Genomic DNA, 25,930 nt, shown 5'->3' on the forward strand with positions numbered 1-25,930 from the left:
GTGAATTTCATCCACCCTCTACACTAAAATAAAATTTCTGTAAACAACATGAAAAGGAGCTGTACCTTCAAGTAGATTTTCTACTTTTGGGACAGCCCCTTTCTGTTTGCAAATTTGATTAAAACTAAAGAATGTACTACATAGATACTTTTAATTTGTATATGATATACTCGATATTAATAATGCCAAAATGAACCAATAGTGTTTTTCTTGGAGGTTAATATGCAATTAGAATCACTCTACATAAAAGAGTTTAAAAAACTAAAGGATGTATATATAAACTTTATACCGAAAGAAGGGCTACCTAACTATTACCATGATTACTTTAAAAACAATAGTTTTTCGGTTTTAGTTGGAGAAAATGGCTCAGGAAAGACTACTTTAATGAGTTTTATTGCACAAATATTTCATAACTTACAGAGATATCACAGTAAAATTCAGTCCGACTTTGTTCTAAAATACCGACTTCTTCTAGAAGATAATACTCGACATGTTATTCTTGAGAAAGAAGATAAAAATATATTTATCTCTGTAGCAGGTATATTAGAGCGCTCACTTCTAAAAGAGTGGGATCCTAGAAGAGGAGATGTATTAAGAAGTCATCAACAAAGTGCAGAGAGATCTGTGTCTTACCATGAAATTAAGGATTTCTTACCAGTTAATGTAATTACCTCTGTCATTTCAATTCATGGTGAGTACCCTGAAAATAGACGACCTAACTATCAGGGGCACAGGGCTATTAAAAGTTACAATATTTCTGGCATTTATGGTCAAAACCATTTTGGCATACCTTCTCTTTCAAAAGGGATATGCCGTTTTATAGAGTCTTATAGAAATGAAAAAATAATTGCTAAGTCGTTTTTAAAAGCATTAGGATTAGCATTTACAAATAAAGTAGCTGTCCATCCAAGATATCCAGATTCACCTGAAGGTTATAGTTTTTATAAAAGCTTGAATACATCAGGGAATCATGGTCAAGAGAAGTTAGAAGAATATTTTGGTGAGAAACTAGATGAATATAAAGTATTTGATAGGAACAAAGAGGAGTTTGAGTCTTATTTAGATTCTCAAAAAGATGAGAGTGGTTGGGTACAGATAAGAGATGATAATTTAGACAAGCTTATATTATTGGAGAATAGAGGGATCAAGTCCAAAATTGTGTGTAAAATCCTCTCTCAAGATAGAAAACTGGCTCTAGGCTAACTGATGGACCTTTTCAGTAGTTTTAGAGCTTTTTTCTTGCTGTTCATGCCACTCCCAGTATTCAGTCATATCGAAATAACGATGACCCGTACTCCATTTTTCATCCATTTCCATAAGGACAGCACCCACTAAACGAATCACCGAGTCACGATTAGGAAAAATGCGAATCACTCGTTCACGCCTGCGGATTTCTTCATTTAGACGTTCTACCCCATTGGTTGTGCGTAACCGCTTTCGATAACGCATAGGGAGAGTTAGCACTGCAGTCACATCATAATACGCTTCTTCTAGCAACTGCACAGCACGTGGAGCTTTCTTTTCGAAGTCTTCTAAGACTTGGTCCAGTAAAACCCTAGCTGTTTTTTCGTCACTTGCATCTAATATCGCACGTACACGAGCATACAATTCAGACTGCAACACCTTCGGTGTGGCATCCTTCAAATTCCTCATGAAATGAGTCTGGCAACGCTGCCAAGTACAGCCTTGAAATTGAGTTTTCACTGCGTTAACAAGGCCTTTATGATGATCTGAGACCACTAAATCGACTCCATGTAAACGACGGCTCTTCAACCAGCTGAAAAACTCAGTCCAACTACTTTGAGATTCACTATCTCCCATCATGAGTCCCAGGATTTCCCTATATCCTTCCTCATTGATGCCAGTCGCGATCATGACACAACGAGAACGAACTCGCCCCTGTTCACGCACCTTGAGATAAAAAGCATCCACCAATAAGAACGGGTACTTTTGATCATGGAGATTGCGGTTATTCCAAGCTTGCACAATGGGATCGAGTCTCTTACATAGATCGGAGACAGTCGACTTCGAAAACTCTGTTCCACACAATTCTTCCGTAATCTGTGTGACTTTTCGTGTTGAGACCCCATTCACCACCATCTCCATTAAGGCAAGTACTAAAGCTTGCTCACTGCGCTGGTAGCGCAGGAACATCTCAGTTGAAAATCTTCCATCGCGCAAGCGAGGAATGTGTAAGGTGATCGTTCCTACACGTGTCGTAATCTTCCTAGGATAAGAGCCATTTCGGTATCCTTGTCGTTCTTCGGTACGCTCATAAGGATCCGCTTGCAGCTGCTCTGTTACCTGGGCTTGTAATACTTGATTCAGTACCTGCTCCAGCAGACGAGCCACACCCTCCCCTTGAAAAAATAATCCGTGCAACGTTTCCTCATCTAGGTTAATCTTATATTGAGCCATTTGAATCACCTTTCTTTTTGGAATAGTCGGCAAACTAATTCTATCAAAGAGAGGATTCATTGGCTCTTATTGGTATTTAACCAAAACCAAATTTACACATTATATCGGACTTAACTCAAGTTTGATGTTTACTATTACGAATATGAATCCCATGAATGTGATGGTGGGTGTAAGGATTATCTGGATTTAGCAGATGACCATCAATGGTGTGATGGCTGGTGGTTATGTGAAAGTTGTGCTGAGAAGGCCCCTGTAATATTTGATTTAGACGAGTTAAAAAGGGTGATACAGATAAAGAAAGAAAGACTAGAATTCATCTCTGATTATTATATTTACACTATTCGCCGTTCTTGTATTTATCATAATATTGAATGGCCGAACTGGGTTGATAAATGGTGAAGATGATTATTGGAGTTAAATGAATTAATTAATTGTCAGAGTAACAACTAAATGGCAAAGACAGATTGTGTAAACAGTTGGAGAGATAGTCTGTTTCAGTGAAGTGAAAGTTAGATTGATCATTATTATAGATATGCTTAAAAGAACTTATGTTCGTGATATAATGTAAAAATATTCAAATTTTGTTTGTTATGGAGGAACGGTCATGGTGACACAATCCCAATTTAAAGATTTTCTAAGTGATATTGAGCCGAGTTCAACTACAAAAACTAATGCTAGTGATGCTCATACAAAATTGCGAAAGTATCTTCGAGAACATGAAACATTTGAACCATATCATGTTAATACGTTTTTATCAGGCTCGTATAAAAGAGATACCGCTATTCGTTCACAGACGAAAGAAGACAATATCGCTAGACCTGACGTTGATATCATTGTGGTGACAAATCATGTTTTAAGTGATAATCCAAAAGAAGTGATCGACCTTCTTTACAACTCATTAAAAAACGAGTATCCAGACATTCGAAGACAAACACGTTCGGTCGGAATCAAGACGGATAAAGTAGATATGGATGTTGTCCCTATCATCGCTCCTGATGGAATGGAAGGAACTTTATACATACCTGATCGAGAAGAAGAAAAGTGGCTTGTGACTAACCCTCCAAAGCATACAGAATGGACAACCGAGGTAAACAAGGACAGTGGGGGACACTTCAAGCCGCTTGTTAAACTGATGAAATGGTGGAGAAGGCAAAATCCAACCATTAGTAAAAGACCAAAAGGCTTTGTTATTGAGTGTATTGTTGCAGAGTGTATGGATCGGGAGGAAACTCAATACGGAGAACTGTTTGTAGGAACACTTGAGCAAATTGTTGAAAAGTATGCCTTTTATGTAGAGTGGAGTATGGTTCCTACTATTGAAGATCCTGGAGTTCCAGGTAATTCAGTTACGAGTGGGATGACGTTCAATGAATTTAATGGATTTTATAATAAAGTTAAGGCACATGCTGATCTTGGAAGAAAGGCATTGAATGAAGAAGATGAAGAGAAGTCTTTGGAGCAGTGGCGTAAAATTTTTGGGAATCGATTTCCTAAATCAGGTGGAAAAACAACTAATTCACTTTTAGGTAAGGCACTATCAGCATCTGCGTTAACATTCCCAAATCGCCCTGTGGAGCCGAAAAAGCCTGGAGGATATGCTTAATGAGTATTTGGTTTCTTACTGACCATCACCGTTTTGCTATTGAGCGTAAAGCAATAGATCAACTACAAGCTAAAGTTGAATGGCTTTTGGGAGTAGAGTGGTCGCTGGATGCAAGTAGCTTGTGCATATATGCAAATATTCAAGCTCATGGATTTACATACTCTGTCAAGCTAATCTATCCTCCTTTTTTTCCAGCAACTCCACCAATGGTCATTCCAGTGGATACAAAGATAAGATGGTCGGAGCATCAATATATGGATGGTTCTCTATGTCTAGAATGGGGACCCGACAATTGGCAACCTGATGTTACAGGTGCTCAGATGCTTGAAAGCACTTTTCGATTATTAGATGCTGAGAATCCTTTAGGTAAAGATAGTGATCGTGAAGAGGTTCCATCACGTCACTTTTTAACAATCGGTCAAAGCATGAGAGGAAAGATATTCCGATTAATCATGTATAAAAAGACTGCCGAATGGATGTCGCATTTAGAGATTGGAAAGAAAGGAACAATAGATCTTTCTCTTACCGTTCTAAAAGATTCAGCTACTTTCCATATAGCAAAGATTGAACTACCAGATACCTTTGAGTGGCAACATCCTAATCTTCCAGAATTAATATCATCAGGAGAGCAATTTACAAGGGTACAGATGGCTGTGTTACGCACTTCAGCGACTACGAAGGAGATTAAAAAGCTAACTACATTGGATGAGGCAATTGAACTTTTCAGTAGACTTCATAACTACACATTAGATTTGGATCTATTGAGAGAGCAAGAGGCTTCTTCAAATGAAATACGAGGTGTGTTGTTCATTGATGAACAGAACGATCTTCATCCTTATCTCATTTTAAATCAGAAACTAGCAGAAATGACGATCCTCATGGGCAATGAGGATGACATATCAATTAGGAGACCTAGCTCTCTTCAAGGTTTAGAAGAAAAGCGTATTGGAATTGTTGGACTCGGTTCTTTGGGGAGTAAGGTTGCTATTTCTCTAGCTAGAATGGGGTTAAGAAAATTTGTTTTAGTAGATGAAGACGTTTTTTTACAGGCGAATGTTCAGCGACATGCCCTAGACTGGAGAGATATTGGATTTCATAAGGTGGATGGAGTAGAAAGGCAGCTGCGTTTTATTGCTCCAAATATGGAGATTTATGTATCTAGACTTAACATAATTGGCCAAGAAGCAACTACAAGTTTAAATCAGGTTTTGTCCAGACTCAGTACTTGTGATGTAATAGTGGATGCTACAGCGAATGGACAAGTTTTCAATCTTTTGGCTTCAGTTAGTAGTAGATATAGGAAAGCGATGGTTTGGGGTGAGGTATTTGCAGGGGGAATAGGTGGTCTGATTGCCCGTAGCCGCCCAGATATTGACCCAGATCCGCTCACTATGAGAAGACATTTTCACCAAATTACAGTAGAGGCACCAGAGTTTGAATTAAGTATCACTTCTCCCTATACATTGGAAAATGAAAATGGAGAGCTATGGATTGCTTCTGATGCTGATGTGTCAGTGATTTCCAGTCATTTGACTCGCTTGATAGTAGACACTGCTGTTACTGATACACATTCTATATTTCCCTATTCAATGTATTTGATTGGCTTAACTCAAGAATGGATATTTAGTCAACCGTTTGACACAAGACCGATTGTAACCGAACATTTGCCTAGAGTAGAGAAGAGTATAGATGTAATGAGCCCAGAGGAAATAAAAGAAAACTATGATCTAATAAAATAGATCTTGGAGAAAATGAATGATTAAATTAATTCTTCCACAGCGCATTGTTAGGCAATTGGAACGAGAATTACAGTTAGCTGGGCGGAGGGAAATTGGTGGTATCTTGATGGGGGAACATGTGTCTGAAGGAGTTTTTCGGATCTGTGAACTAACTGTCCAAAGAAATGGAGGCACATGGACATCTTTTACTAGAACAGTTCACGATTCATTAAGAAAATACCTAACAACTTTTTTCTACAGGCACAATCACCATTATACTCGCTTTAACTATTTGGGTGAGTGGCACTCTCACCCTTCTTTTTCACTTTCACCAAGCACTTGTGATCAACAAAGCATGCTGGATATAGTAAATGATCCTGATGTAGGAGCTAATTTTGCTGTCCTTCTCATTGTGAAGTTGGGTCAGGAGGAACTTCAAGCAAGAGCTTACTTATTTGTTCCTAATTTCGATATGCAAAATGGAGAGCTTATATTTGAGGAGGAATAATTTTTTGGACGAAAAAGAAAAACAAACTCCATCACTTTTAGAGCCCGAATCCATAGGAGGAGACATTGCCGATTCTGGATTCGCCTTTCAAACCAACCTTATTCTTTGTAAAATTCCTTACTGGTTGTCATTTGAAGGCTTCTCCGCTGTTATTCGTGAAGCAACAGGGGATATAGAAGCGAAATTCTATGTACCAGGAGAGGGAGAAGGGATAGAGGCAGTTGAAGCTAAAAATCATTCTTTGACTCCAGCAAAATTTTGGGCAGAGATAGAGCGATTTAAGAAAATGGATGAAGGCTCACCAGGAACGTTTCGACATTTCACTTTATGTTGTTCAGGTATTTCTGAAGAGATAAAGACTGTAGTGAATGCATTACGAAGATTACGAGACTCACAACCATTTTATGAATCTTCATCAGGCGTAATGCAGCACTCGATGGAAGCATACAAGGAAAGAGTACGAAAACTTGGAAAAAGCGATGAAATAGCTGATTTTCTATACCAGAAGGTTTTAATTGAGTCTGATTGGTACCTTCACTCTGATGAAAAGACTAAGGGATTGTTTCAAAGTCAACTCATTGAACATCATCCTATGTATGAGGACTTATCAGTAAAAGAATTGAACAATGTTTATATTGCCTTACATAATCTGGTACGGACTCATAAGGCGCGACCTATTACACGTCTGCAAATTGAGCAAACCATCCAATCAGCCATAAGTGAAAGAAACAGATTAACATCTCACCCTATTATCTTGTTTACAGAAATTGAACCTAGTAAAAGGGAACGTAAGGAGCTTCATTTCAAGTGGACTCCTTTTTTTGGAGGAGCTGAGCGGGAATATCCATCTTCCAAAGAGTGGAATGAAGGATTAATGAGAGATTTGCAAGAGACTCGTGATTGGATCATCAAAAATCGCAGTACGCGCCATATTCTCTTAAAAGATAATAGACGAATCTCTTCGGCTATAGCAATTGGTTCTGTCTTCTCTGCTGTTTCTGGCTTTGTTGTTGAGATAGATTATCGTGGAGAACGCTGGGCAACCAATGACCATCCCACAGCAGAAACACCCCTTTATCCTCTCTCAACCGAATTTCAAAAAGGTGATGATAATCATCTTGTTGTAACAGTTGGTATTATGAAAGATCATGTGATGTCGGAGGTAAATGAGTATTTAAGACAAGCCAATCTTTCTCAGTTATCCATGTTACATTTAACTTCAAGAGAACCGATCCTTTCACCGAAACATGCGAATGTAGCAGTAGAGGCAATAAAAAAAGAGATCAAAAATACTTTAGGAGTGTGCAGAACAAAGTGTATACATTTATTTTACGCAGGTCCTTCTCATTTAGCCTTATTTCTTGGGCATCGCTGGAATGCACTAGCTCCAGTGCAATGTTATGAGTGGACTCATACAGGGATGTATACTCCAACTTGTCTAATTTAGTCTAACTTGAAATCACATATATGAGGACTTAAGATTGCTTACAAAATCGGTAGCTTTTATGGAACACTCACAAAATAAAACTCAGATAAATTGAGTATCTAAGTCTTGAAGACGATGCAACTGGAAGGAAATATGCTAAACTATTTATACCAAATTGATGAAAGCTAAAGAGCTAGAAATGAAAATAGATGTATCTATGGAGGAGTTTACATTGAGTTTAGATTTATTTAGTGAACAAAAGAAACAACCTGAACAAACTATTGCATCTGGATATACGCTTGACTATATCACAGGCAAACAGATAAAAGAGACTAAAAAAGAATTAGTTCGGCAGCGTATTGTTCGTGCACTTATTCATGAATATGGTTTTTCTCCAGATGATATGGAAAATGACTTCTCTGTAGGAAATAGAAAAAAAGTGGATGTTGCTATTTTCCATCATGGAAAGGAACATAATCTGGAGAATTTAAGCCGAGTAGTCATTTGCCGTCAAGAGCCACAGGTAGGGAAAAATGCTGTTCGTATTCGTGATTTTGATCAAGCTGAAACTGATCTAAGAGAACTTGAAACGATTATGCAAGACATTGATTCGGTACAATATGGTCTCTGGACTAATGGTTTGGAGTTCTTTTTCCTAGAAAAAGAGAAGAGGCGTTTTGAAACGAAATGCAATCCAATTGGTGATTGGCCGATGGCTGATGAATCAATTGGAACAAAAGAAGTCGTCTCTAATGCTCATACTCGCAAGGCAGACAAAGAGATGTTAAAAATTACATTCCGTCGTTGCCATAATTTCATTCATGGAAATGAAGGAATGCCGAAGGATGCTGCATTTTGGCAATTTTTATATCTTATTTTCTGTAAAATGCATGACGAGAACTTGAGACATCAACATAGAAATACTTGGCATCGTCGCTTCTGGGCGGGTCCAAAAGAGCAATACAAAGATGAGGGTCGTAAGGAAATTAGAAAGAGAATTGAAGAGTTATTTGCTGAGATGAAAGAAACATATGCTAATATCTTTCGGGGTAACGAAGAAATTACCTTAACTGATCGTGCCCTTGCTTTCATTGTCTCTGAATTATCCAAGTATGACTTTACTCGCACTGATGTAGATGCTAAAGGTGTCGCTTACCAAGAAATTGTTGGAACAAACCTTCGTGGAGATCGTGGTCAATACTTTACTCCAAAAGGGGTTGTCAAACTCGTAGTAGAGATGCTTGATCCTCAAGAGCATGAGCGCGTTTTTGATCCTGCTTGTGGAACAGGAGGCTTTCTGGTTGAAACACTTGGACACATGATAAAAAAGTTTCGCGCAGAAATGAATACAGAAGCAGGAACGGAAAATACCACTGACTTTTTAAGTGTCCATGAGAGACTCAGAGAATATGCCAGTCATATGGTCTTTGGTGCTGATTTTGATCCTTTTTTAATCCGAGCGTCTCAGATGAATATGGTGATGGCTGGAGATGGGCGTGGACATTTATATCATATGAACTCGCTAGAGTTTCCAAATGGGCACTTACCACATCTAGAAGAAGCTCGAAAAGATATTCCCCTTGGTAGTATTGATGTGATCATGACCAATCCACCGTTTGGTTCAGATATTCCAATCACTGATAAGAATATTCTCCAACATTACGAATTGGCACATAACTGGGAGCCAGATGGGGAAGGTGGCTTCCGTAATACTGGAAATATCAAGGGTAGCGTAGCTCCAGAAATTCTTTTTATTGAGCGTTGTATAAAATGGCTCAAACAAGGAACTGGACGTATGGGGATCGTACTTCCTGATGGTATTCTAGGTAATCCAGCAGCAGAATATATCCGCTGGTGGATTATGCGTGAAACACAAGTGCTAGCTAGTGTGGATCTTCCAGTGGAAGCTTTTGTGGCTGAAGCCAATGTTAATATTCTTACGAGTTTACTTTTCCTTCGCCGAAAGAGTGAGGAAGAAAAACGTTTTGAATCTATCAATGGACAAAAAGAATACCCTGTATTTATGGCTGTAGCTGAGAAAGTTGGGTATGACAGACGTGGGAATAAGTTATATAAGCGAACACCTGATGGTGAGGAGATTATGAGGCTTCGTGAGTCCACTGAGCGACTTCGAATTGGTGGACAGATTGTTGAACGTGTTTTGGTTCGACATGAAAAAGTAGAGGATAATGATTTGCCAGTAATTGCGAAGAAGTATCGAGAATTCCTAAAGGGGCATAATCGATGAGCGAAATGAATGAAGACAGCATGCAAGCACCAAGTGAGGGTACTGGAGAAGAAACAGTAGAGAATTTCTTTATAGATATCTTAACAGGTGAAAAGGTTAAAGAATCTCCTAAAAAATTGTTAATTCAAAAAGTACTTCGTACACTAATCGAAAGTTATGGCTTTGACCGCTCGGATCTGGAAGTAAACTATAATCCGCGTATTCCAGGGCATAGACAAAAGCGGATTGACATTGCTATTTTTCGTTCAGGGAGAGAGCATATTAACGAGAACTTAGAGCGAATTATCATCTGCCGAAATCAAACTTCCCAGGATCGTTTACGTACTTTCTCAGAAGCTGATCACGATTTAGAACAGTTACGAGAATTGATGAGACTCCTTCAAGCTGTTGATTTTGGTATGTGGACCAATGGACAGGAAGAGTTTATTCTTCAAGCAGAACATACGCGTTTTGAAGTTCGTTTGAAACCAATTGCTATTTGGCCTGTTCCTGGTGAGCAGTTAGGAGACTTGAATCGAACTGGTGGTATTATTCAAGTTAGCGTGGAAGCAGAAGATTTGAAGGAAGCCTTGATGCGTTGCCATCGGTACTTAAATCGGAATTTAGGTCTAGATCACAAGGATGCCTTTAAGCAGCTAGCTGTACTTCTTCTTGCTAAAATCTTTGATGAGACCAGACCTCCACATGAGCGGAATTTTTGGATACGTAGCGACGAACCGTATACTATAGAAGGTCAACAAGAGATTCAACGGCGTATTGAAGCATGTATACGAGAATCAAGAAACTGGCAACCAAATCTTTTGACTTTAGGTTGGAACTTAGAGTTAGAACCACAACACACCGCAAGGGTTGTAATGGAGCTCGCACGTTATTCACTTAGTGAAACTCAGCCTCGTTATCGAACTCAAGCATTTCGTGCCATTGTTCGGAGTGTGATGGATGGTAGAGAAGGACGGTATCCTACTCCTCTTAACGTAGCTGAAATGGCTGTTCAAATGCTTAATCCTCAACTGAGGAACGTCTACTCGATTGTTCAAGCGGTACAGGGACTTTTCTAGCTATGGCTGCTACTCATATTTTTCAACAGTACTTGACGAATCTAGGGATTACGCTGGAGGAGGCGACCTCAGAACAGTTACTAGAAGCTCAAAGCTATACTGCCCGATGGGCATCATCTAATGTGCTAGGTTGTGATATAGACCCATTTTTAGTAGTCGCTAGTCGGATGAATATGCTTTTTACTTCTGGACATCCAGGACGTATTTTTCGATTGGATGCACGGATGTTTCCAGATGGAGATTTGGATGGTTTGAGAGAAGGACGTCATGCTCTACCATTAGAGTCTATGGATAATTGTTTTACTCAATCCTTGGTTCTCCACTAGAGATACTATTACAGATCCTGCTATTCTAGAAAAATATCATCTTGGACATATATGGGAAAAGATAGAAGATGGTGGCTATCGTAATACAGGTCAACTAAATACAGGCGGTGTCCCTCCAGAAGCCCTCTTTTTAGAACGAGCTCTTCAATGGGTTAAGCCTGGAAGTGGAAGAGTGGGGATTTTGTTGCCAGATGGTCTTCTTGGCAATCCAAGTGATGAGTATATTCGCTGGTGGATTCTTCGTCATTGTGAGGTACTAGCAAGTGTTGATTTGCCAGTTAATCCTTTTAAAGTGACCGTGAAGGAGTATGGGTTAACTCCTGCTTTGCCGAGCTTCTTAGTATTGCGCCGCCGAAGTCAGGAAGAGTTGGTACGGACAGAACACCCTGAATATAAGGTTTTTATGGCTGTAATAGATCGAGCTGGAGTTGATCCACGAGGAAATCTTCTTTTCCAGCGTGCTCCAGATGGTGAGGAACTTATCTTTGATGAAGAAGTGATTGAACGGGTAAGGATGGGTAGTGAAGTCCAAATTCGACGTGTCAATCGGCGTGATCGTCGTGTAGATGATGAATTGCCACTTGTAGCTGAGAAATTCAGAGAATTTTTAGAGACAGGCGAGGTAACGTCATGAAGATAAAAACAGTCCCCAGTACATGGATTGAGAATGAAGGACATCGTTTAGACTGTGGTCCTTATATGTCTGGTGCAATTGAAACGCGGGAGTTACTACAAAAACTGAAAGTTCCAAAGGATAGATTACAAGATCTTACTCAAGAGGGTATTAATGGAATCATTAATCCTGGTCGAATTACACGTAACTGGGTAAATAATCCTGAATATGGATATCCATTTCTTTCAAGCACAGATATACTTCAAGCTGATTTGAGTTATGTTAGTTATATTGCTAAATCGGTAGCAAAAATAAATAGTAAACTTCTAATTAAAGAAAACTGGACTTTAATAACAAGGTCAGGAACCATTGGTCGAATGGCCTATGCACGTTCTGACATGCATGGTATGGCTTGTACAGAAGATGTACTTCGTGTTATACCCGACCAAAACAAAATTCTTCCAGGATATCTATATGCGTATCTAAGTACACGCTTTGGTGTACCGCTTGTTATCTCTGGAACATATGGATCAATTATTACACATCTTGAGCCAAATCATATTGCTGACCTACCTGTGCCACGTTTGGGTGAAGTAGAGCAGCAAACACACGAACTTATCCAACAAGCAGCAGATTTGCACGTTGAAGCTCTTGCGCTTCGTAAACAAGCAGCAGATTTATTGAATTCTATTTGTAACTTTCCTGAAAAATTAGCCTTTGGTGCTAGGAATTTTGCTTTTTCGTCTGCATCATCAGCTGATGTACTTAAACGTCTTGATGCAACATATCACAATCCCGTTGCTCAAGAAGCGGAAAAACTAGTTGAAAATGCCAAAGGGATAACACTTGCGGAAGCAGATATAAAAGGATTCGAATCTAACCGTTTAAAACAAGTTTTTGTAGATCCAGGATATGGAACGCCGTTTATTACGAGCGGAGGAATCTTTAATAAGACTATTACCCCAGAGCGTTATTTAAAAAATCAGCTGTTGGGTGAAGACGAGAGCTGGCGAATAAATGAAAATGACACTTTGATTGCTAGAAGTGGTCAAGTTGGGGGAATTATTGGACGGGGAGTTTGGGCAGATAAGAGATTTGATGGTTTTGCAGCTTCACCACATATTCTTCGAATACGATCACAGAATCTAAGTTTTCCACCTGGCTATGTTTATACATTCCTATGCTTGACAGATGTAGGATACCAATTATTGGCTAGGACTGCAGCAGGAAGTTCAATTCCTTTTTTACCTCTGGATTCTGTATTGAGTATTAAAATACCTCAAACACCAAGTATTCAACAAAGAAACCAAATTGACCAATTAATTAAAGAATCTGGAAATCTTCTATTAAAATCTCAAGAATTAGAGGCAACAGCCGTTTCTCTAGTCGAACGCACTATCGAGGAAGGAGGACAGTAATGGCGAAAGTCATTTCTATTGGACAACCAGCTAACGATTCTGAACGCAAAGCTATTGCCTATCTACGTGATCATTTGCCAAAGGACTGGTCTATTTACCATAACTTTGAATTACGCCAAGGTCAGGAGGTCTTTGAGATCGACCTGGCCATCTTGGCTCCTCATGCATTGTATCTAGTCGATGTTAAAGGAACTCAAGGATTAATCGATGTGTATGGTTCTAAATGGTATCCAGAGGGACGTCAGCCCTATCATTCTCCATTAGCCAAACTTCGCCAGCATGCCCGTATTATGTCTACAATTATTCGAGAAAGCAATCCAGGTAAAACGGAGTTAAGGAAAGCTCATGTTCAAGCTACGGTACTCTTGACTGCAGACACTGCTCGAATTAATGACCCTTCAGGTATAGATGGTCCAGACGTGATTCATCTCAAGCACTGTCTAAAATATTTTCGAGATACGAGCCGCATTCCAGAACATAGGTTGAAAGATATTCGTTCCCTGCATCGAATGATCTATAGCGCAATTCAGGGTAAGGCGAACCCACGGAGCTCGGCTCAATGTTTTGGGAATTGGCAAGTAGAGGAGAGATTGGGCGGAAACAATTATTTTACAGAATACCGCGCTAAGCACAGTCTTCTGGGAAAGAGCAGTGGAATGGTACGTTTGCGAGTTTATCAGACTGATCCATATCAAGAAGAAGAAGATTGGAAAGAAGAGTTTAAAAAGCTTAGTACGGCTTATCAGGCCGTAGCTCTGTTACCAACTCATCCGAATATATTGGGAGTTAAAGATCTTTTTTTGACTGAAGAAAAAGATCGAGTGGTTATAGTAACAGAGGATGTGAATGGTCAAGCTTTACGGCAACATATTAGAAAAACAAACCTAGCATTGACTTTCGATCAGAAGTTGCAGGTGATGCGTGATGTCCTTTCCGCATTAGATCATGCTCATCAATATGGAGTCATTCATCGAAACTTAACACCAGATGCTGTCCTTGTCACTCGGGGTGGACAGAGTCGATTAACAGACTTTGATTTTGCAAGGATAGGAAGTCGAACGAGTACGATTGCGCTTCAAATTGAGGATCATTTAGACCATGCATATCAGGCTCCAGAATGTTATAAAGACCCAACTCAAGTTAGTGTAGCTTCAGATCTTTACGCTGCTGGAGTGATTTTCTATGAATTACTAGTAGGAGAGCATCCGTTTAAGAATATAGATCATCTATTAGATTTAAATAGCAAATTTCCTAATAAACCATCTTCACTTAAGCCTGATTTACCAAAGGAAATAGACGGATGGCTCCAGAAATTCTGTGAATTTGATCCAACTGATCGTTATACCAGTGCAGATACAGCAAGAAAATTGCTAGATCAAATCATTTTACCAGAAGTCAAATCTAATAACTCCGCTGGTCACAGACAAACCGTTCAACCTTTACCAGACGATTTTAATAATCTACCACAGGACTTTATCCTTGCGAACCGATTCCGTATCCAAGAAAAACTAGGTAGTGGTGGTTTTGGAGTAGCTTATAAAGTTTTTGACTCCTACGCAGACGTAGTGAGGGTTATTAAAATCGTGACAAAAGACCGCCATAGTGTTTTTGAGCGTATTCGACGAGAATACTTAACTCTTACCCACATACCTGAACATCCTTATGTTGTTAGAGTATTTTGGGCAGACCGATTTAATGATTCTAAACAAACACCTTACATTGTATTTGAATATGTCGAAGGATTGGATGTATCCGACTTAATTGATGCTGAAGTGCTATCTGTTGAAGATACAGTCCAAATGATCCGTCAAGCGGCTGAAGGATTAGCACATATTCACAAACATGGTGTATACCACCAAGATATTAAGCCTTCTAACCTGCTTTGGACTGATAAAGGGGTACGTATCATTGATTTTAATGTGGCAGTTAGTGAGCGAGAAGAAGGTCAGATCGGTGGTGGAACACGGCGTTATTTGCCTCCAGATTATAATTTCTCTATTGAAGCTACTGTAGAAGATCGGATCGATCGAGATTTATATGCTCTTGGTATTACATTTTACGAATGCTTAACAGGTCACTATCCATTCGACGAGCCAACTCCACCACTAAGAAAGCCACCCAAAGATCCGAAACAATTCAAGGGTTGTGCTGATTTAAGCTCAGCTTTGATTCGTGTACTTATGAAGATGATTGCTCCAGAGCGAAAGGATCGTTATTCTTACGCTGAAGCATTACTACATGATTTCAATGAAGTGAAACGTTATCGCTCTATCTTGGCAACCAGTGAAATTTATGAAGGTTCCAAAGCAGCAGGACAGTTAAGTTTAACCTCTAATCAGCCTAATTTTAACCCGTTTGTCAGTCACTTGTTGACACTTTATAGCCAGAGTCAAGTTTCGAATTCTGGGACAAGAGGTTTAGACGAGATTGGAAAGGAAACTTATGTCACCACTTACTTAGATGAACGACTACAACCAGCACTTCTGAAGGGTGAATTGCGTTTAGTTATTATTAGTGGAAATGCTGGAGACGGAAAAACAGCTTTTATTCAGCAATTTGAAACATGGGTCGAAAGTAAGGGAGCTCAAATGCAGCGTGGTGCTAATGGGGCTGTTTTTCAACTTAAAGGGCACACTTTTATCAGTAACTATGATGGAAGCCAAGATGAAGGAGATGTACAAAATGATGAAGTACTTCAAAAATTCTTTGCACCGTTTAGAGGAAAAGACGCTTCTAGTTGGCCTGTAAATCAGACAAGAATCATCGCGATTAATGAAGGACGTCTAGTAGATTTCTTTCTTGAACATGAAGAGGAGTATCCTTTGATTGCACAATATATTCAAAAGGGATTGGCTGGACGTGAGCCTCAAGAAGGCATAGCTGTTATCAACCTGAATTTGAGATCTGTGGTAGCGAAACCAGATAATAACGGTGATTCTATTCTAGAGCGTTTGATATTAAGTATGACGCAGAAAAAATATTGGGAAGCTTGCACAAACTGTGATATTAAAGATAAATGTTATGCTTTCCATAACGCTTCTACTTTCCAAGATCCTAAAGTTGGACCGAAAGTACTAGAACGCCTTAAGATGCTTTATACCATTACGCATCTTCGTGGACGTCTACATATGACTATGCGTGATGTCAGATCAGCTTTAGCCTATATGTTAGTGGGAACAAAGGATTGTAATGGTATTCATCAGCTGTACCAAACCAACGGTGAAGAGAATATCAAACGCATACTAGAAAGCTTTTATTTCAACTCCTGGCTAGGCGGAAGTGAAGTTTCAGCAGATCGTTTGATTACTCATTTAAGAGAAATAGATATAGCTCAGGTGAGCAATCCAGCATTAGACCGAGAATTAGGTTTCTTAAATCCTGAGACAAAGAAGATGTCTCGTTTTCACTTCAGTCAACGTCCAAGATATGATGAGGAGTTAATTGATACACTATTTCAAAATCTACCTAGAGATTATACCTCTAAGAATCGTAAGCAGCTTGTTACCAAACATCGTGAATATTTAGCTTATATGCGTCGAAAACATTTCTTTGAGCGTCGGGATTCAGGATGGAAGGATATGCTTCCATACACTAGTGTTCAGGAATTTTTAAAGTTAATTAGTGAACCAGACGATATAAGTAAAGTGGAGGTTACTACTATTCTCCAAGCCATTAATCGGGGAGAAGGATTAAGTAATACTGAACAACTTGGGAATCAATTGGCGTTGCGTGTTCGAAAGGTAGAACACGGCACGATTCATAGTTATAGACTATTTGATGGTATGAATTTTTCTTTAACTACTGAGAAGAGTATTCATTCAAATCCTTACGTAGAAAGTCTTCCACAACATCTCTTTCTTCAATATGATTCTGGAAATGGTCATAAGGTTGCTTTGAAGATTAACTTAGATGTTTTCGAGATGCTAATGCGTTTGAATAAAGGCTATAGACCTAGTGTAGAAGAAGAAGAGGGTTTCTATATTAGTCTAAATGTTTTTAAAAACATATTGTCAGCAGCTCCATATAGAGAAGTTTTGCTCACTGAAAATGGATATGATTTCTTTCGAATGATCAGAGATGAAAAAGGAGTTCTGTATTTAGATAAAGTTGGGAAGGAGGAAGCTCGGTGAGTATAAAAGGTCGTGACAAAGAGTTTCGAACTCCCAAAGTCACTTATGTAGACTTTAAGCATATAGAGATGGATCGTGTATTGACAAACTTGTTTCCACGATTAAAATATGAGGGGTTTTCCAATCGTCGAGTAGGTCGAATGGACTTAAGTATTGATGAATTTTTAGACGAATTTCTTGAACATCCTGAGTGGTTTAAAGGTTTCGATCTTTATCCAGATGTGGTTCGGAAATGGATTGAGACTGATTTGATGGATGTTGTAAATCGTGGAAAGGCGAATCAGGCAGTAGCAGCACCACGCCCCTTACATGGAAATACTTATAAGTTTCGAAATACTAAACATTCACGGGATTATGGTGCTGCTGAGCAGATTTATTGGATGCTGTATTATGCCCGAAAAGGCAGGGGTCAGGCGGCGCGTGATGCACTAAAACGATTTTTCTTTCCAGGAGTTGATTTAGTAACAGACCGCTATGACTCCAAAGTTGTGGTGGATGTAGAGACCCAGGCGCTCTTACGTCTGGACCAACAAGTGACACAGGATGCAAAGGATTCTACAGAACCTCTTAGGTTGCAACCACTTTGTATTGGACAGGCTGATCTTCTAGCTGATGACATCTTACGATTGTTAGCTTATGAATCCTATGTACCTCGCTCAGTTTTGGTGGATTATCTTAAGACATTGTTAGCTTTTCATCTAGGCTTATATCATCTTAAATTACTCTATCTTCTTCCTAAAATAGTCAAACAACAGTCAGGAAGTGATATTTGTACAGTTAAAGAATGTCCTGCTAATCCAAGTCATCCACGTTCCATGGAAGGTTGTCCTTATCATATTGCATTGATTATTGATATGGGGGATGCAACCAATAATCATATGCAGAAACTTTCTATTTATTCAGCGGATCGTTTTTATAGGCAAATACCCATTTTTATTCAAGCTAATTTTATTGTTAAAAAGATGGATGAAATGGCAGAATATCTACGCAAAATTGGTAAGCTTGGAACAAGTCATACTGTGGCTGATTTGGTTCAGTTTTTAAGATCAGAATACAATTCAGATCGACAAGCTTACTTCAAATCACGCTTAGCTAGTCTAATCGAAGAATCTAGCATGGGTACTGAAGATGTTGATCCTGAGATCCGAAATGTCATCGATTTGGGGCTGGATGAGTTTCATACTTTTATTGAGATATTAATGGCTTACCGTGGAAATTATCATCGTCAAGCGATTGTTAAATGTTTGGACTCACTTTTAATGAAAAATAAGGAAACAGGAATTCTCGCTCAAGCCAAAGGAAAAGGAAGCCCAAGAAGATTTGTTCTGAGTAGTAAGTTGCTCGAAGTTCTTTTACAACTTGCTGTTCTTACACAAAAGAACGGTAGATTTGTTACACGCGAACTTCGAATTGAAGAACTTCTGGAGTTTTTGCGGGAAAGGTATGGGCTTTATATTGATCGATTACCTAAAGATCAGCAGAATAGCAAAAATGTTTTAGAGCAGCGAGCACTCAGACTGAACCTCGAAGCTTTCAAAAAACGATTGAGAGAAATTGGTTTTTATGAAGATTTATCTGACGCGTATATTACTCAAAAAGTTTCACCTAGATATAAGATTCAAGAAACAAATGAAGTGGGTTTGAGATAAGGGGAGATAAAGATGAGTCATACATTTAAGGAATTAGACGTAAACAAGCAAAACGATGCTATTGCAGCTATTTTATGCCCCCAGATCCAATCCATCCTTTATGAGCGAGCCCCAGGACATTGTATGCGGGTTACTGACTTAGATGACGATATTATGGAATTAGTATGCTCTGAACTACGAAAGCAACAGCCTGATGCGAATGTATATATTTTAGCTAATAATCAGGAAATGGATTCTTATCGAATCACTTCGACAAAGCTTGTTGAGTTGAGAAATCCTTTAGCGAATGGTGAGCTTCGACCACCACTTCTTGTTTTTATTCCCATTTCACTACGTACTAGTGCTGAGGACTCGTTCGGAGTGGCCACATTTGAGGATCTATCATTTACTGAGGTGTATAAAGAGTTAATAGATGCACTATTAGAGCGTGTGCCAGCAACTCTTGTAGGATATGTAAGAAGCATTTTTCAGTTGCTAGATGAAGAAAATTGGATTTTTGCAGATGAAGTGGCAAAAGTTCGCTATTTGTTAACTGCTATCGAAAATGGTGTAGATGGTGAAACGCTTGGAGCTAGTCTTTATGAATTAATGCTCATTCCAGATTTTAAATTATTCCATGATCCAGTATTAATTAATGGAAAAATCCACAGAAATCTTGAGTGTGTTCGTCAGTTAATGAGTTCACATAAATCGATTCGAGGTCGAGTTGCTGATTTAGGATTAAGTGATAAGACATTGATCGATTATCTGAATGTGTTTTTTGAGCAGTTTGATATTCAGGAGCCAGAAAAATGGACTCGCCCTATCACGTTGGATCGAAAGTGGTGGTCCATTTCGTATGACAAGTGGAAGTTTAAAGAGGAATTGTCGCTGGATACTGTCAACATTGTGGTTGTTGAAACAGATTTGCCAGTTGTGAAGGAAGATGAATCTGACGAACAATTGTCTGAACTCATTGGTCAACAAGTTTTAATTCCGAGTAAACGTCAGAAGATAAAAGTGGTTTTTGAAGTGAATCCAACTCCAACAAAGGTTAGAGGACTTGATCATTTTACCATTCAAATTTTATCCCATGATGGTAGCTTAGTTGGAAAATCTAAGAAAGTAAATGTTGGATCAAAAAAGGGAAATAAATTTACAGTTCAGCTGACAAAGCTGCATCAAGTAGATTTCGAAGAAGGTTGGCACTATATCCGTGTTCTCCCTTGGACTGCTGAGGGAGATCCAATTCCAATGGTGGAAGACAGAGATTCTTATGGTTCTCCCAAGGGTTCAAATGAGAGTGAACTTTTTTATGTCAAGCTTGATGGATTTATTGAGGATTCTCGACCCCAAAGAGCCATTCCTAAAGAAAAAAGTTTAGAACACGCTAGAATACGATTACAATTGACTGCGTTGAACGATGATCGTGATCCTAATGATATTGTTTTAAATGAAATCAGTTGGTTAGAAAGAGGCAAAAAAGGGGGTTCCAAGGAAGAAGTTTTGATGGCCAAATTTGGTCGGGAAGGTACTGTTCAAATTCCTGTATCTCGAATACTTAAAGACATCGAGCAACAAATACTCTCTAAACCAGAACACCTTTCTGGGTGGAGATTATTCATCGATAGAAATTCGCCAGGGGATTTAAGTGAAATAAAGTCTTCTTTGCTATCTACTATGGAAGTAGAATCTTTTCTCGCAGCTAGGACTGAATTTTTTAATGCTGTTCGAAAAGGATCATTTGAGCTTGTGGTACAAGCAACTTCTTTTAGAGATTTAGAGCCAATCTGTATGTCCTATACAAACTCCTATCTTAACTTAGTACAGAGATTAACTGATCAAGCTCAAGCCTCATCTGGTACAGATCAACAAATTATTCTGCAACAGATTCGAAAGTTATTGGCAGTTGATTCCATTCAGGTTGTGATGACAGATTTTCGTGGAAGACAGAAAGAAGCCATTCTTGTTGCACCAACTCATCCTATAAGAGTGTTATGGCAGACGGCTTGGACAAAACTGGGACAACAATGGATTCGTCAACTCAAAGATGGTGGAAAAGATCATATTCCTTCTGTTCGAGATGCTTTATTAAAGAAACTTCAGCCTCTTCACTTTCCTGTGGGTATACCAGCTGAAGATGGCCGTATCTTTGCTTCTGTTGACAATCTGACCCCATTTTGGGGGCTGTATGCACCAACTACAGAAAATAATACAAGAGGATTATTGGCTGAGATATGCACAATACTGGGTTTACCAGAGCCTACTATTACAGTTAATGAACTATCAGCTAATGTCTTAGCTTCAAAGATTGAACGATATCTTTCCCAACATCCTTATGTTCGAGAACTATCCATTAACTTTTTTAATCCTGGAACTGGATCTGTACTTGCTGAGGTATTAGTTGCTTTACAACAGAAGCGAGAGTTTTCAGATCTTCGCTATAATATACGGCTATTTTCGGCTGAACCAGATGAGCCGTCATTAGGTGAGGTTCTTGAGGAAATGCTAAAACTTGGTTCCGATCTGGCACATGAGGCAGCTGATATTTTTGCTGTTTCTACAGGTAGTCACTTACACTCTAAATTGAAATTAGGTAAACATGCCTTTTCGGATTTTCGAAACAAAACTAAGCAGTATAGTGCACATATCAGCATATTACTTGATGTATTTCCAGCAGAAGAATTAGGTGTCAAAGAAGCTACAGAAAGCCTAGTTCCTCTTTATGGATTAATACAAGATTATCAGAGTGAATTTGTGGATGATGATAATGGCTCATTTTGGCATAAAAGTCCTGTTATTGGTGATGGGCTGATAACAGATAATAAAGATTCCGCTTTCAAGCTTCTTTCGTCACTAAACAAAAGTCTTTGTTTAGCTACTTCTGCTGTTGCTACGTCAGGTGCCAATTTTAAAGGAGTTCCAATGATTACTTTAGGCCTTAATGTAGAACAGAGGGAGTTAATTCATGAAGTACATCAACTTAGCGATTGGGTAATAACCATTGATCGAAATATGGGGATTGAGTTTTTTGATCATGGTGGATATAAGAATAGACCAGATTACCTTATTGATTTTGTTCCAGGTGCTGACTCACCGATGTCACACAATTTAATTATCTCTTCGAGATCAACAGACGAACTTGTAACCATGTTAAAACCTGTCATGGAAAGTCATGGTTTATCTGTTGGACAAGATCAAGCAGCTGAAATCTTGTCCCATCTTCGCTCTCTTTCAGGTCAGCTCGCTTTAAAACTGATCTCTGCACCTACACAACAAGCAGAGGCTCTTGGATTAGCATTAGCTCGACTTTATTTGGAGTATCAAGGTGCTTTGTCAAATCAAATTATTGTCCCGCTTGATGCCCATATTGAATTGTATCGTGCTGCAGGAGAAAACAGTGGGGAGGATGTTTTTAATTATCAAAGGACAGATCTTGCCCTATTTGATCTTGATTTGAAGCAAAAAAACATTACCTGTAATTTGATTGAAGTAAAGTGTTACTCTGAAGTTGGTAGTCTTGCTGCGTATAATCAATTAAAAGAAAGAATTACTCAACAGATTAATCAAAGCGAGAGGATTCTACAGCGGCATTTTGACCCATCGTGGAAGTCTCCTGACCGTCCAGATCGTTTATTAAAAAGTCGAGAGTTAGAGCAAATCCTTAAGTTTTATCTGGAACGGGCGATCCGATACGGGATTTTTGACTCTGAAGCAGCACAGGAAGCAAGAGAATTTTTACAGTCTATAGAAAACGGCTATACTCTTCGATTCCAACGTTGTGCTTTAATTTTTGACTTTGAGAAGAATGGAACAGAGTCTCCAGACAATGAGGTAGGGATTGAATTCCATAGAATCGGAAGAGATTTAATTCATGCATTATTAGAAGGTTGTCGTGTTAAAAGAGATGCTCAAACAAGTGAGGAGAATGGGGCTACAAGCCAGTCTCTCAGTGATCTTTTCATTCCAGAAGTACCAAAATTGCAGACAGCGGCTTTTATTGCTCCAAATCGAGAACGGATTACTACTGTTGAAGAACAAGTTATATCATCAGTAAAAGATGAAAATGAGGATAAGCAAAGTAGTAAGCAGTCTTTAGCGGCTGAATCCTCGAGAAATAATGAGTATAAGCAAAAGAAAACTGATCTCAATTTGGTACAACAAGATGCAGACGAAGGAAATGAAATAATAATAGATCCATTCGCTGAATATACCTCTTCAGCAAAAGAGAGCAGTCAAGATGAAAAACTTACTTCTGGAAAAATAGATGAGAAGAGTAAGGTGAAGGAAAAAACTTCAGTTGATTATGATGTCATATTAGGAGTCAGTGAAGATTCTCCACAGTATGGTATCTTAGGTGAAGTAGCCAGCAGAAAAGTTGCGATAGATTTAAATCAGACAAATACAATTAGTCTATTTGGAGTTCAGGGTGGTGGGAAAAGTTATACTTTGGGTACTGTGGTCGAGATGGCTACTATGCCTATTGAGAATGTGAATACTCTCCCCAGTCCACTAGCAACTGTCATTTTCCATTATAGTCCAACGCAAGATTATGCACCTGAGTTTACTTCTATGATTCATGCAAATGCCGTAGAAACTGAAGTTAATATTCTTAGAGAGCGATTTGCTGGCAATCCACAAGCTCTTAAGGATGTTCTAATTCTCACACCAGCAGACAAGCTTGAGGAGCGTCAGGCAGAGTATCCAGATATTGAAGTGAGACCAATTGCTTTTTCATCTTCCGAACTCAAGGCTACTCATTGGAAGTTCTTAATGGGGGCTGTCGGTAACCAGAGTATGTATATGCGTCAAGTCACCCAAATAATGAGGCGATTAAGAAATAATTTAACGTTGAGTGCATTAAAAAATGGTATCAACGATTCTAGTCTATCTGATCATCTTAAGGAATTAGCTTTAACACGTCTACAGTTTGCTGGAGAGTACATTGACGATTCGCAAAGTCTTCAGTCTCTTATAAGACCTGGTAGATTAATTATTGTAGACCTACGTGATGAGTATATTGAAAAAGATGAGGCACTTGGACTATTTGTGGTTATGTTGCAGATTTTTTCTGAGGCAAAATTCGAAAACCAACCATTTAATAAGCTAGTTGTATTTGACGAGGCGCACAAATACATCGAAAATGATGACTTAGTGTCAGAACTTGTGGAAGTAGTAAGGGAAATGAGGCATAAAGGTACAAGTATTATGGTGGCTTCTCAAGATCCTCCGTCAGTTCCTATCTCTCTAATTGAATTTTCTACACAAATTATTATGCATAAATTCAACTCGCCAGCTTGGCTCAAGCATATTCAAAAGGCCAATGCTGCACTTAGTGAATTAACTCCTGAAAAAATGAGTTGGCTCGGAACAGGAGAAGCCTATGTATGGTCAAGTAAGGCTAGTGATGATTCCTTCACAAAAGGTGCAGTAAAGATAAAATGTCGACCAAGAGTCACCCAGCATGGTGGAGGAACTAAAACAGCCGTTAAGATTTAATTTCTCAACGAATGAGGGTATAAGGCACAAGGTGTTGTTGAGTTAGTATAATTGAGCTAGTTAAAAATATCGTGTTTCGATTGCAGGAACCCTACCGTGTTTATGATAAGATTGGTAGGGTTTTTTGTTTATCTATGGTTAGCTTCCATAGACTTGATAGACAAAAATCACTTCTCAGCAAATCAATGGCTTTTCATCTCCTGCCTAAGAATTATATATAGGTATGAATTATATGATAGCTCCTTTTTGGGCTGGCTTTATTTTGTGTTGCTAATAACTTGACTTCCCTGTACCAACTGGTTACGTTTCCTCTACAAAATCAGGAGGTACGGGAAATGAAGAATAGATACATTATAGCTGATAAAATCTTGAAAGTGTATGCACATAGAAAAGGTGAGGAGTTTGAGTTCTTATTTGATACAGCTGATCTAGATTTACTTCTGAACCTCAAAAACACCTTACGAGTAAATCAAGATGGATATCTAGTTCACCAATTTCAGAAAGATGGACGAAATCACACACAGTTTATCCACAGGATTTTAATGGGAGAGCCAGATGGTTTACTAGTGGACCATAGGAACGGAAACAGACAAGACAATAGAAGGTGTAATTTGAGAGTGGCTACACACCAAGAGAACCAGAGGAACAGAAGAGGTAGTCATGCCGCCTCTGGATATCGAAATGTCTACTATATGAAGAGCCGAGATAAGTATCAAGTGAGACTAAAGATTAACGGTAAGATGAAGAACTTTGGATACTACAAAGACGTTGAGGAAGCAAATAAGGTAGCGTATGAAGCTAGAGCGAAGTATTTTGGAGAGTTCTCTGGAAATATCGCTTAATCAAAATCATACTGAGATTTTATCATAGGCTCTCTTTTTCATAGCCTCATCTACCTTTGTATACTCAAGTTACATTCCCTTATAGGGGACATTTTTTATTTCTCAAGATGCGCAGAGAATGTAACAGCAGATTGTTTGGACATCTTTGTCCTACCAATTTATTAGTAAAGGCAGAGAGTAGAGATCCTAGAGAGGAAGTTACTGTTAGAGAATAGGAGAAGTACTCAAGCAGCCTACTTCAAAAGTAGTGAAGTGATTTGACAAGAGAGCGTTTGAAGTAAGGAGTTGGTGAGAATAAGAGAAAAGGAAGCTATCTTCTTTACAATGAAGGTGTCACAAACATTGACGGATGCCTAAAACCGCTTCTATACTGGACTTAACACTATTGTATTGAAGTAGTCTCACTGCTATAAAAGGTATATCTCTCCCTTAAACTCTGCTACTTTCAAGGGGATAGAGAATCTCACTCTCGCACTTCACTCGTAATGAAGGGGT

Annotated in this window: 14 protein-coding genes; 13 read left to right on the top strand and 1 reads right to left on the bottom strand. The window is 38.9% G+C overall.

Features of this window, described 5'->3' with window-relative positions; all coding sequences use genetic code 11:
- The first annotated feature begins 222 nt into the window (after positions 1–222).
- Complete coding sequence (locus I8U27_RS18825; RefSeq protein WP_181754603.1) at positions 223–1,203, top strand: AAA family ATPase; 981 nt, start codon at positions 223–225, stop codon at positions 1,201–1,203.
- On the opposite strand, the gene I8U27_RS18830 is transcribed toward I8U27_RS18825, so the two are convergent.
- The gene (locus I8U27_RS18830) at positions 1,195–2,418 is read right to left on the bottom strand and encodes an IS256 family transposase (RefSeq protein ID WP_181754605.1); all 1,224 of its coding nucleotides are present in this window, start codon (positions 2,416–2,418) and stop codon (positions 1,195–1,197) included. The two genes, I8U27_RS18825 and I8U27_RS18830, sit on opposite strands and share 9 nt — an antisense overlap.
- A gap of 604 nt (positions 2,419–3,022) precedes the next feature.
- On the opposite strand from I8U27_RS18830, the gene I8U27_RS18835 reads away from it, so the two are divergent.
- The 12 genes from I8U27_RS18835 (at position 3,023) to I8U27_RS18890 (ending at position 25,435) form a co-directional block, all read left to right on the top strand.
- Positions 3,023–4,021, top strand: coding sequence for a nucleotidyltransferase (locus I8U27_RS18835; RefSeq protein ID WP_181754607.1), 999 nt, complete (start codon positions 3,023–3,025; stop codon positions 4,019–4,021).
- On the top strand, positions 4,021–5,760 hold the full coding sequence (locus tag I8U27_RS18840) for a ThiF family adenylyltransferase (protein ID WP_181754609.1): 1,740 nt from the start codon (positions 4,021–4,023) through the stop codon (positions 5,758–5,760). The genes I8U27_RS18835 and I8U27_RS18840 overlap by 1 nt, the downstream gene beginning before the upstream one ends.
- A 16-nt stretch (positions 5,761–5,776) precedes the next feature.
- Complete coding sequence (locus I8U27_RS18845) at positions 5,777–6,247, top strand: Mov34/MPN/PAD-1 family protein (RefSeq protein ID WP_198065906.1); 471 nt, start codon at positions 5,777–5,779, stop codon at positions 6,245–6,247.
- Positions 6,248–6,251: 4 nt separating this feature from the next.
- Entirely contained in the window at positions 6,252–7,694 is a 1,443-nt protein-coding gene (gene cap4, locus I8U27_RS18850) for a CD-NTase-associated endodeoxyribonuclease Cap4 (RefSeq protein ID WP_181754612.1), read from the top strand.
- A gap of 211 nt (positions 7,695–7,905) precedes the next feature.
- Positions 7,906–9,921 (top strand): methylation-associated defense system DNA methyltransferase MAD2, encoded by a 2,016-nt coding sequence (mads2, locus tag I8U27_RS18855; RefSeq protein WP_198065907.1) that lies wholly within the window; start codon positions 7,906–7,908, stop codon positions 9,919–9,921.
- Positions 9,918–10,979, top strand: coding sequence for a type I restriction enzyme HsdR N-terminal domain-containing protein (locus tag I8U27_RS18860; RefSeq protein ID WP_198065908.1), 1,062 nt, complete (start codon positions 9,918–9,920; stop codon positions 10,977–10,979). The genes mads2 and I8U27_RS18860 overlap by 4 nt, the downstream gene beginning before the upstream one ends.
- Positions 10,980–11,477: 498 nt before the next feature.
- A complete protein-coding gene (locus tag I8U27_RS18865; RefSeq protein WP_198065909.1) occupies positions 11,478–11,939 on the top strand; it encodes a hypothetical protein in 462 nt (153 codons plus the stop codon).
- Positions 11,936–13,336 carry a methylation-associated defense system restriction endonuclease subunit S MAD5 gene (mads5, locus tag I8U27_RS18870; RefSeq protein WP_181754614.1) on the top strand — a complete coding sequence of 467 codons (1,401 nt, stop codon included), beginning with the start codon at positions 11,936–11,938 and terminating at the stop codon, positions 13,334–13,336. Before I8U27_RS18865 ends, mads5 begins: the two co-directional genes overlap by 4 nt.
- Complete coding sequence (gene mads6 / locus I8U27_RS18875) at positions 13,336–17,466, top strand: methylation-associated defense system protein kinase MAD6 (RefSeq protein ID WP_181754615.1); 4,131 nt, start codon at positions 13,336–13,338, stop codon at positions 17,464–17,466. Before mads5 ends, mads6 begins: the two co-directional genes overlap by 1 nt.
- Positions 17,463–19,115: a methylation-associated defense system protein MAD7 gene (gene mads7 / locus I8U27_RS18880; RefSeq protein WP_181754616.1), complete on the top strand. Its 1,653-nt coding sequence runs from the start codon at positions 17,463–17,465 to the stop codon at positions 19,113–19,115. Before mads6 ends, mads7 begins: the two co-directional genes overlap by 4 nt.
- Before the next feature lie 12 nt (positions 19,116–19,127).
- Positions 19,128–24,593, top strand: a complete 5,466-nt coding sequence (gene mads8 / locus I8U27_RS18885; protein WP_181754617.1) for a methylation-associated defense system ATP-binding protein MAD8 — start codon at positions 19,128–19,130, stop codon at positions 24,591–24,593.
- 335 nt (positions 24,594–24,928) lie between these two features.
- On the top strand, positions 24,929–25,435 hold the full coding sequence (locus I8U27_RS18890; RefSeq protein WP_181754618.1) for an HNH endonuclease: 507 nt from the start codon (positions 24,929–24,931) through the stop codon (positions 25,433–25,435).
- Positions 25,436–25,930: the final 495 nt, after the last annotated feature.

It is taken from the genome of Paenactinomyces guangxiensis (assembly GCF_016055185.1).
GTDB classification, from domain to species: domain Bacteria; phylum Bacillota; class Bacilli; order Thermoactinomycetales; family Thermoactinomycetaceae; genus Paenactinomyces; species Paenactinomyces guangxiensis.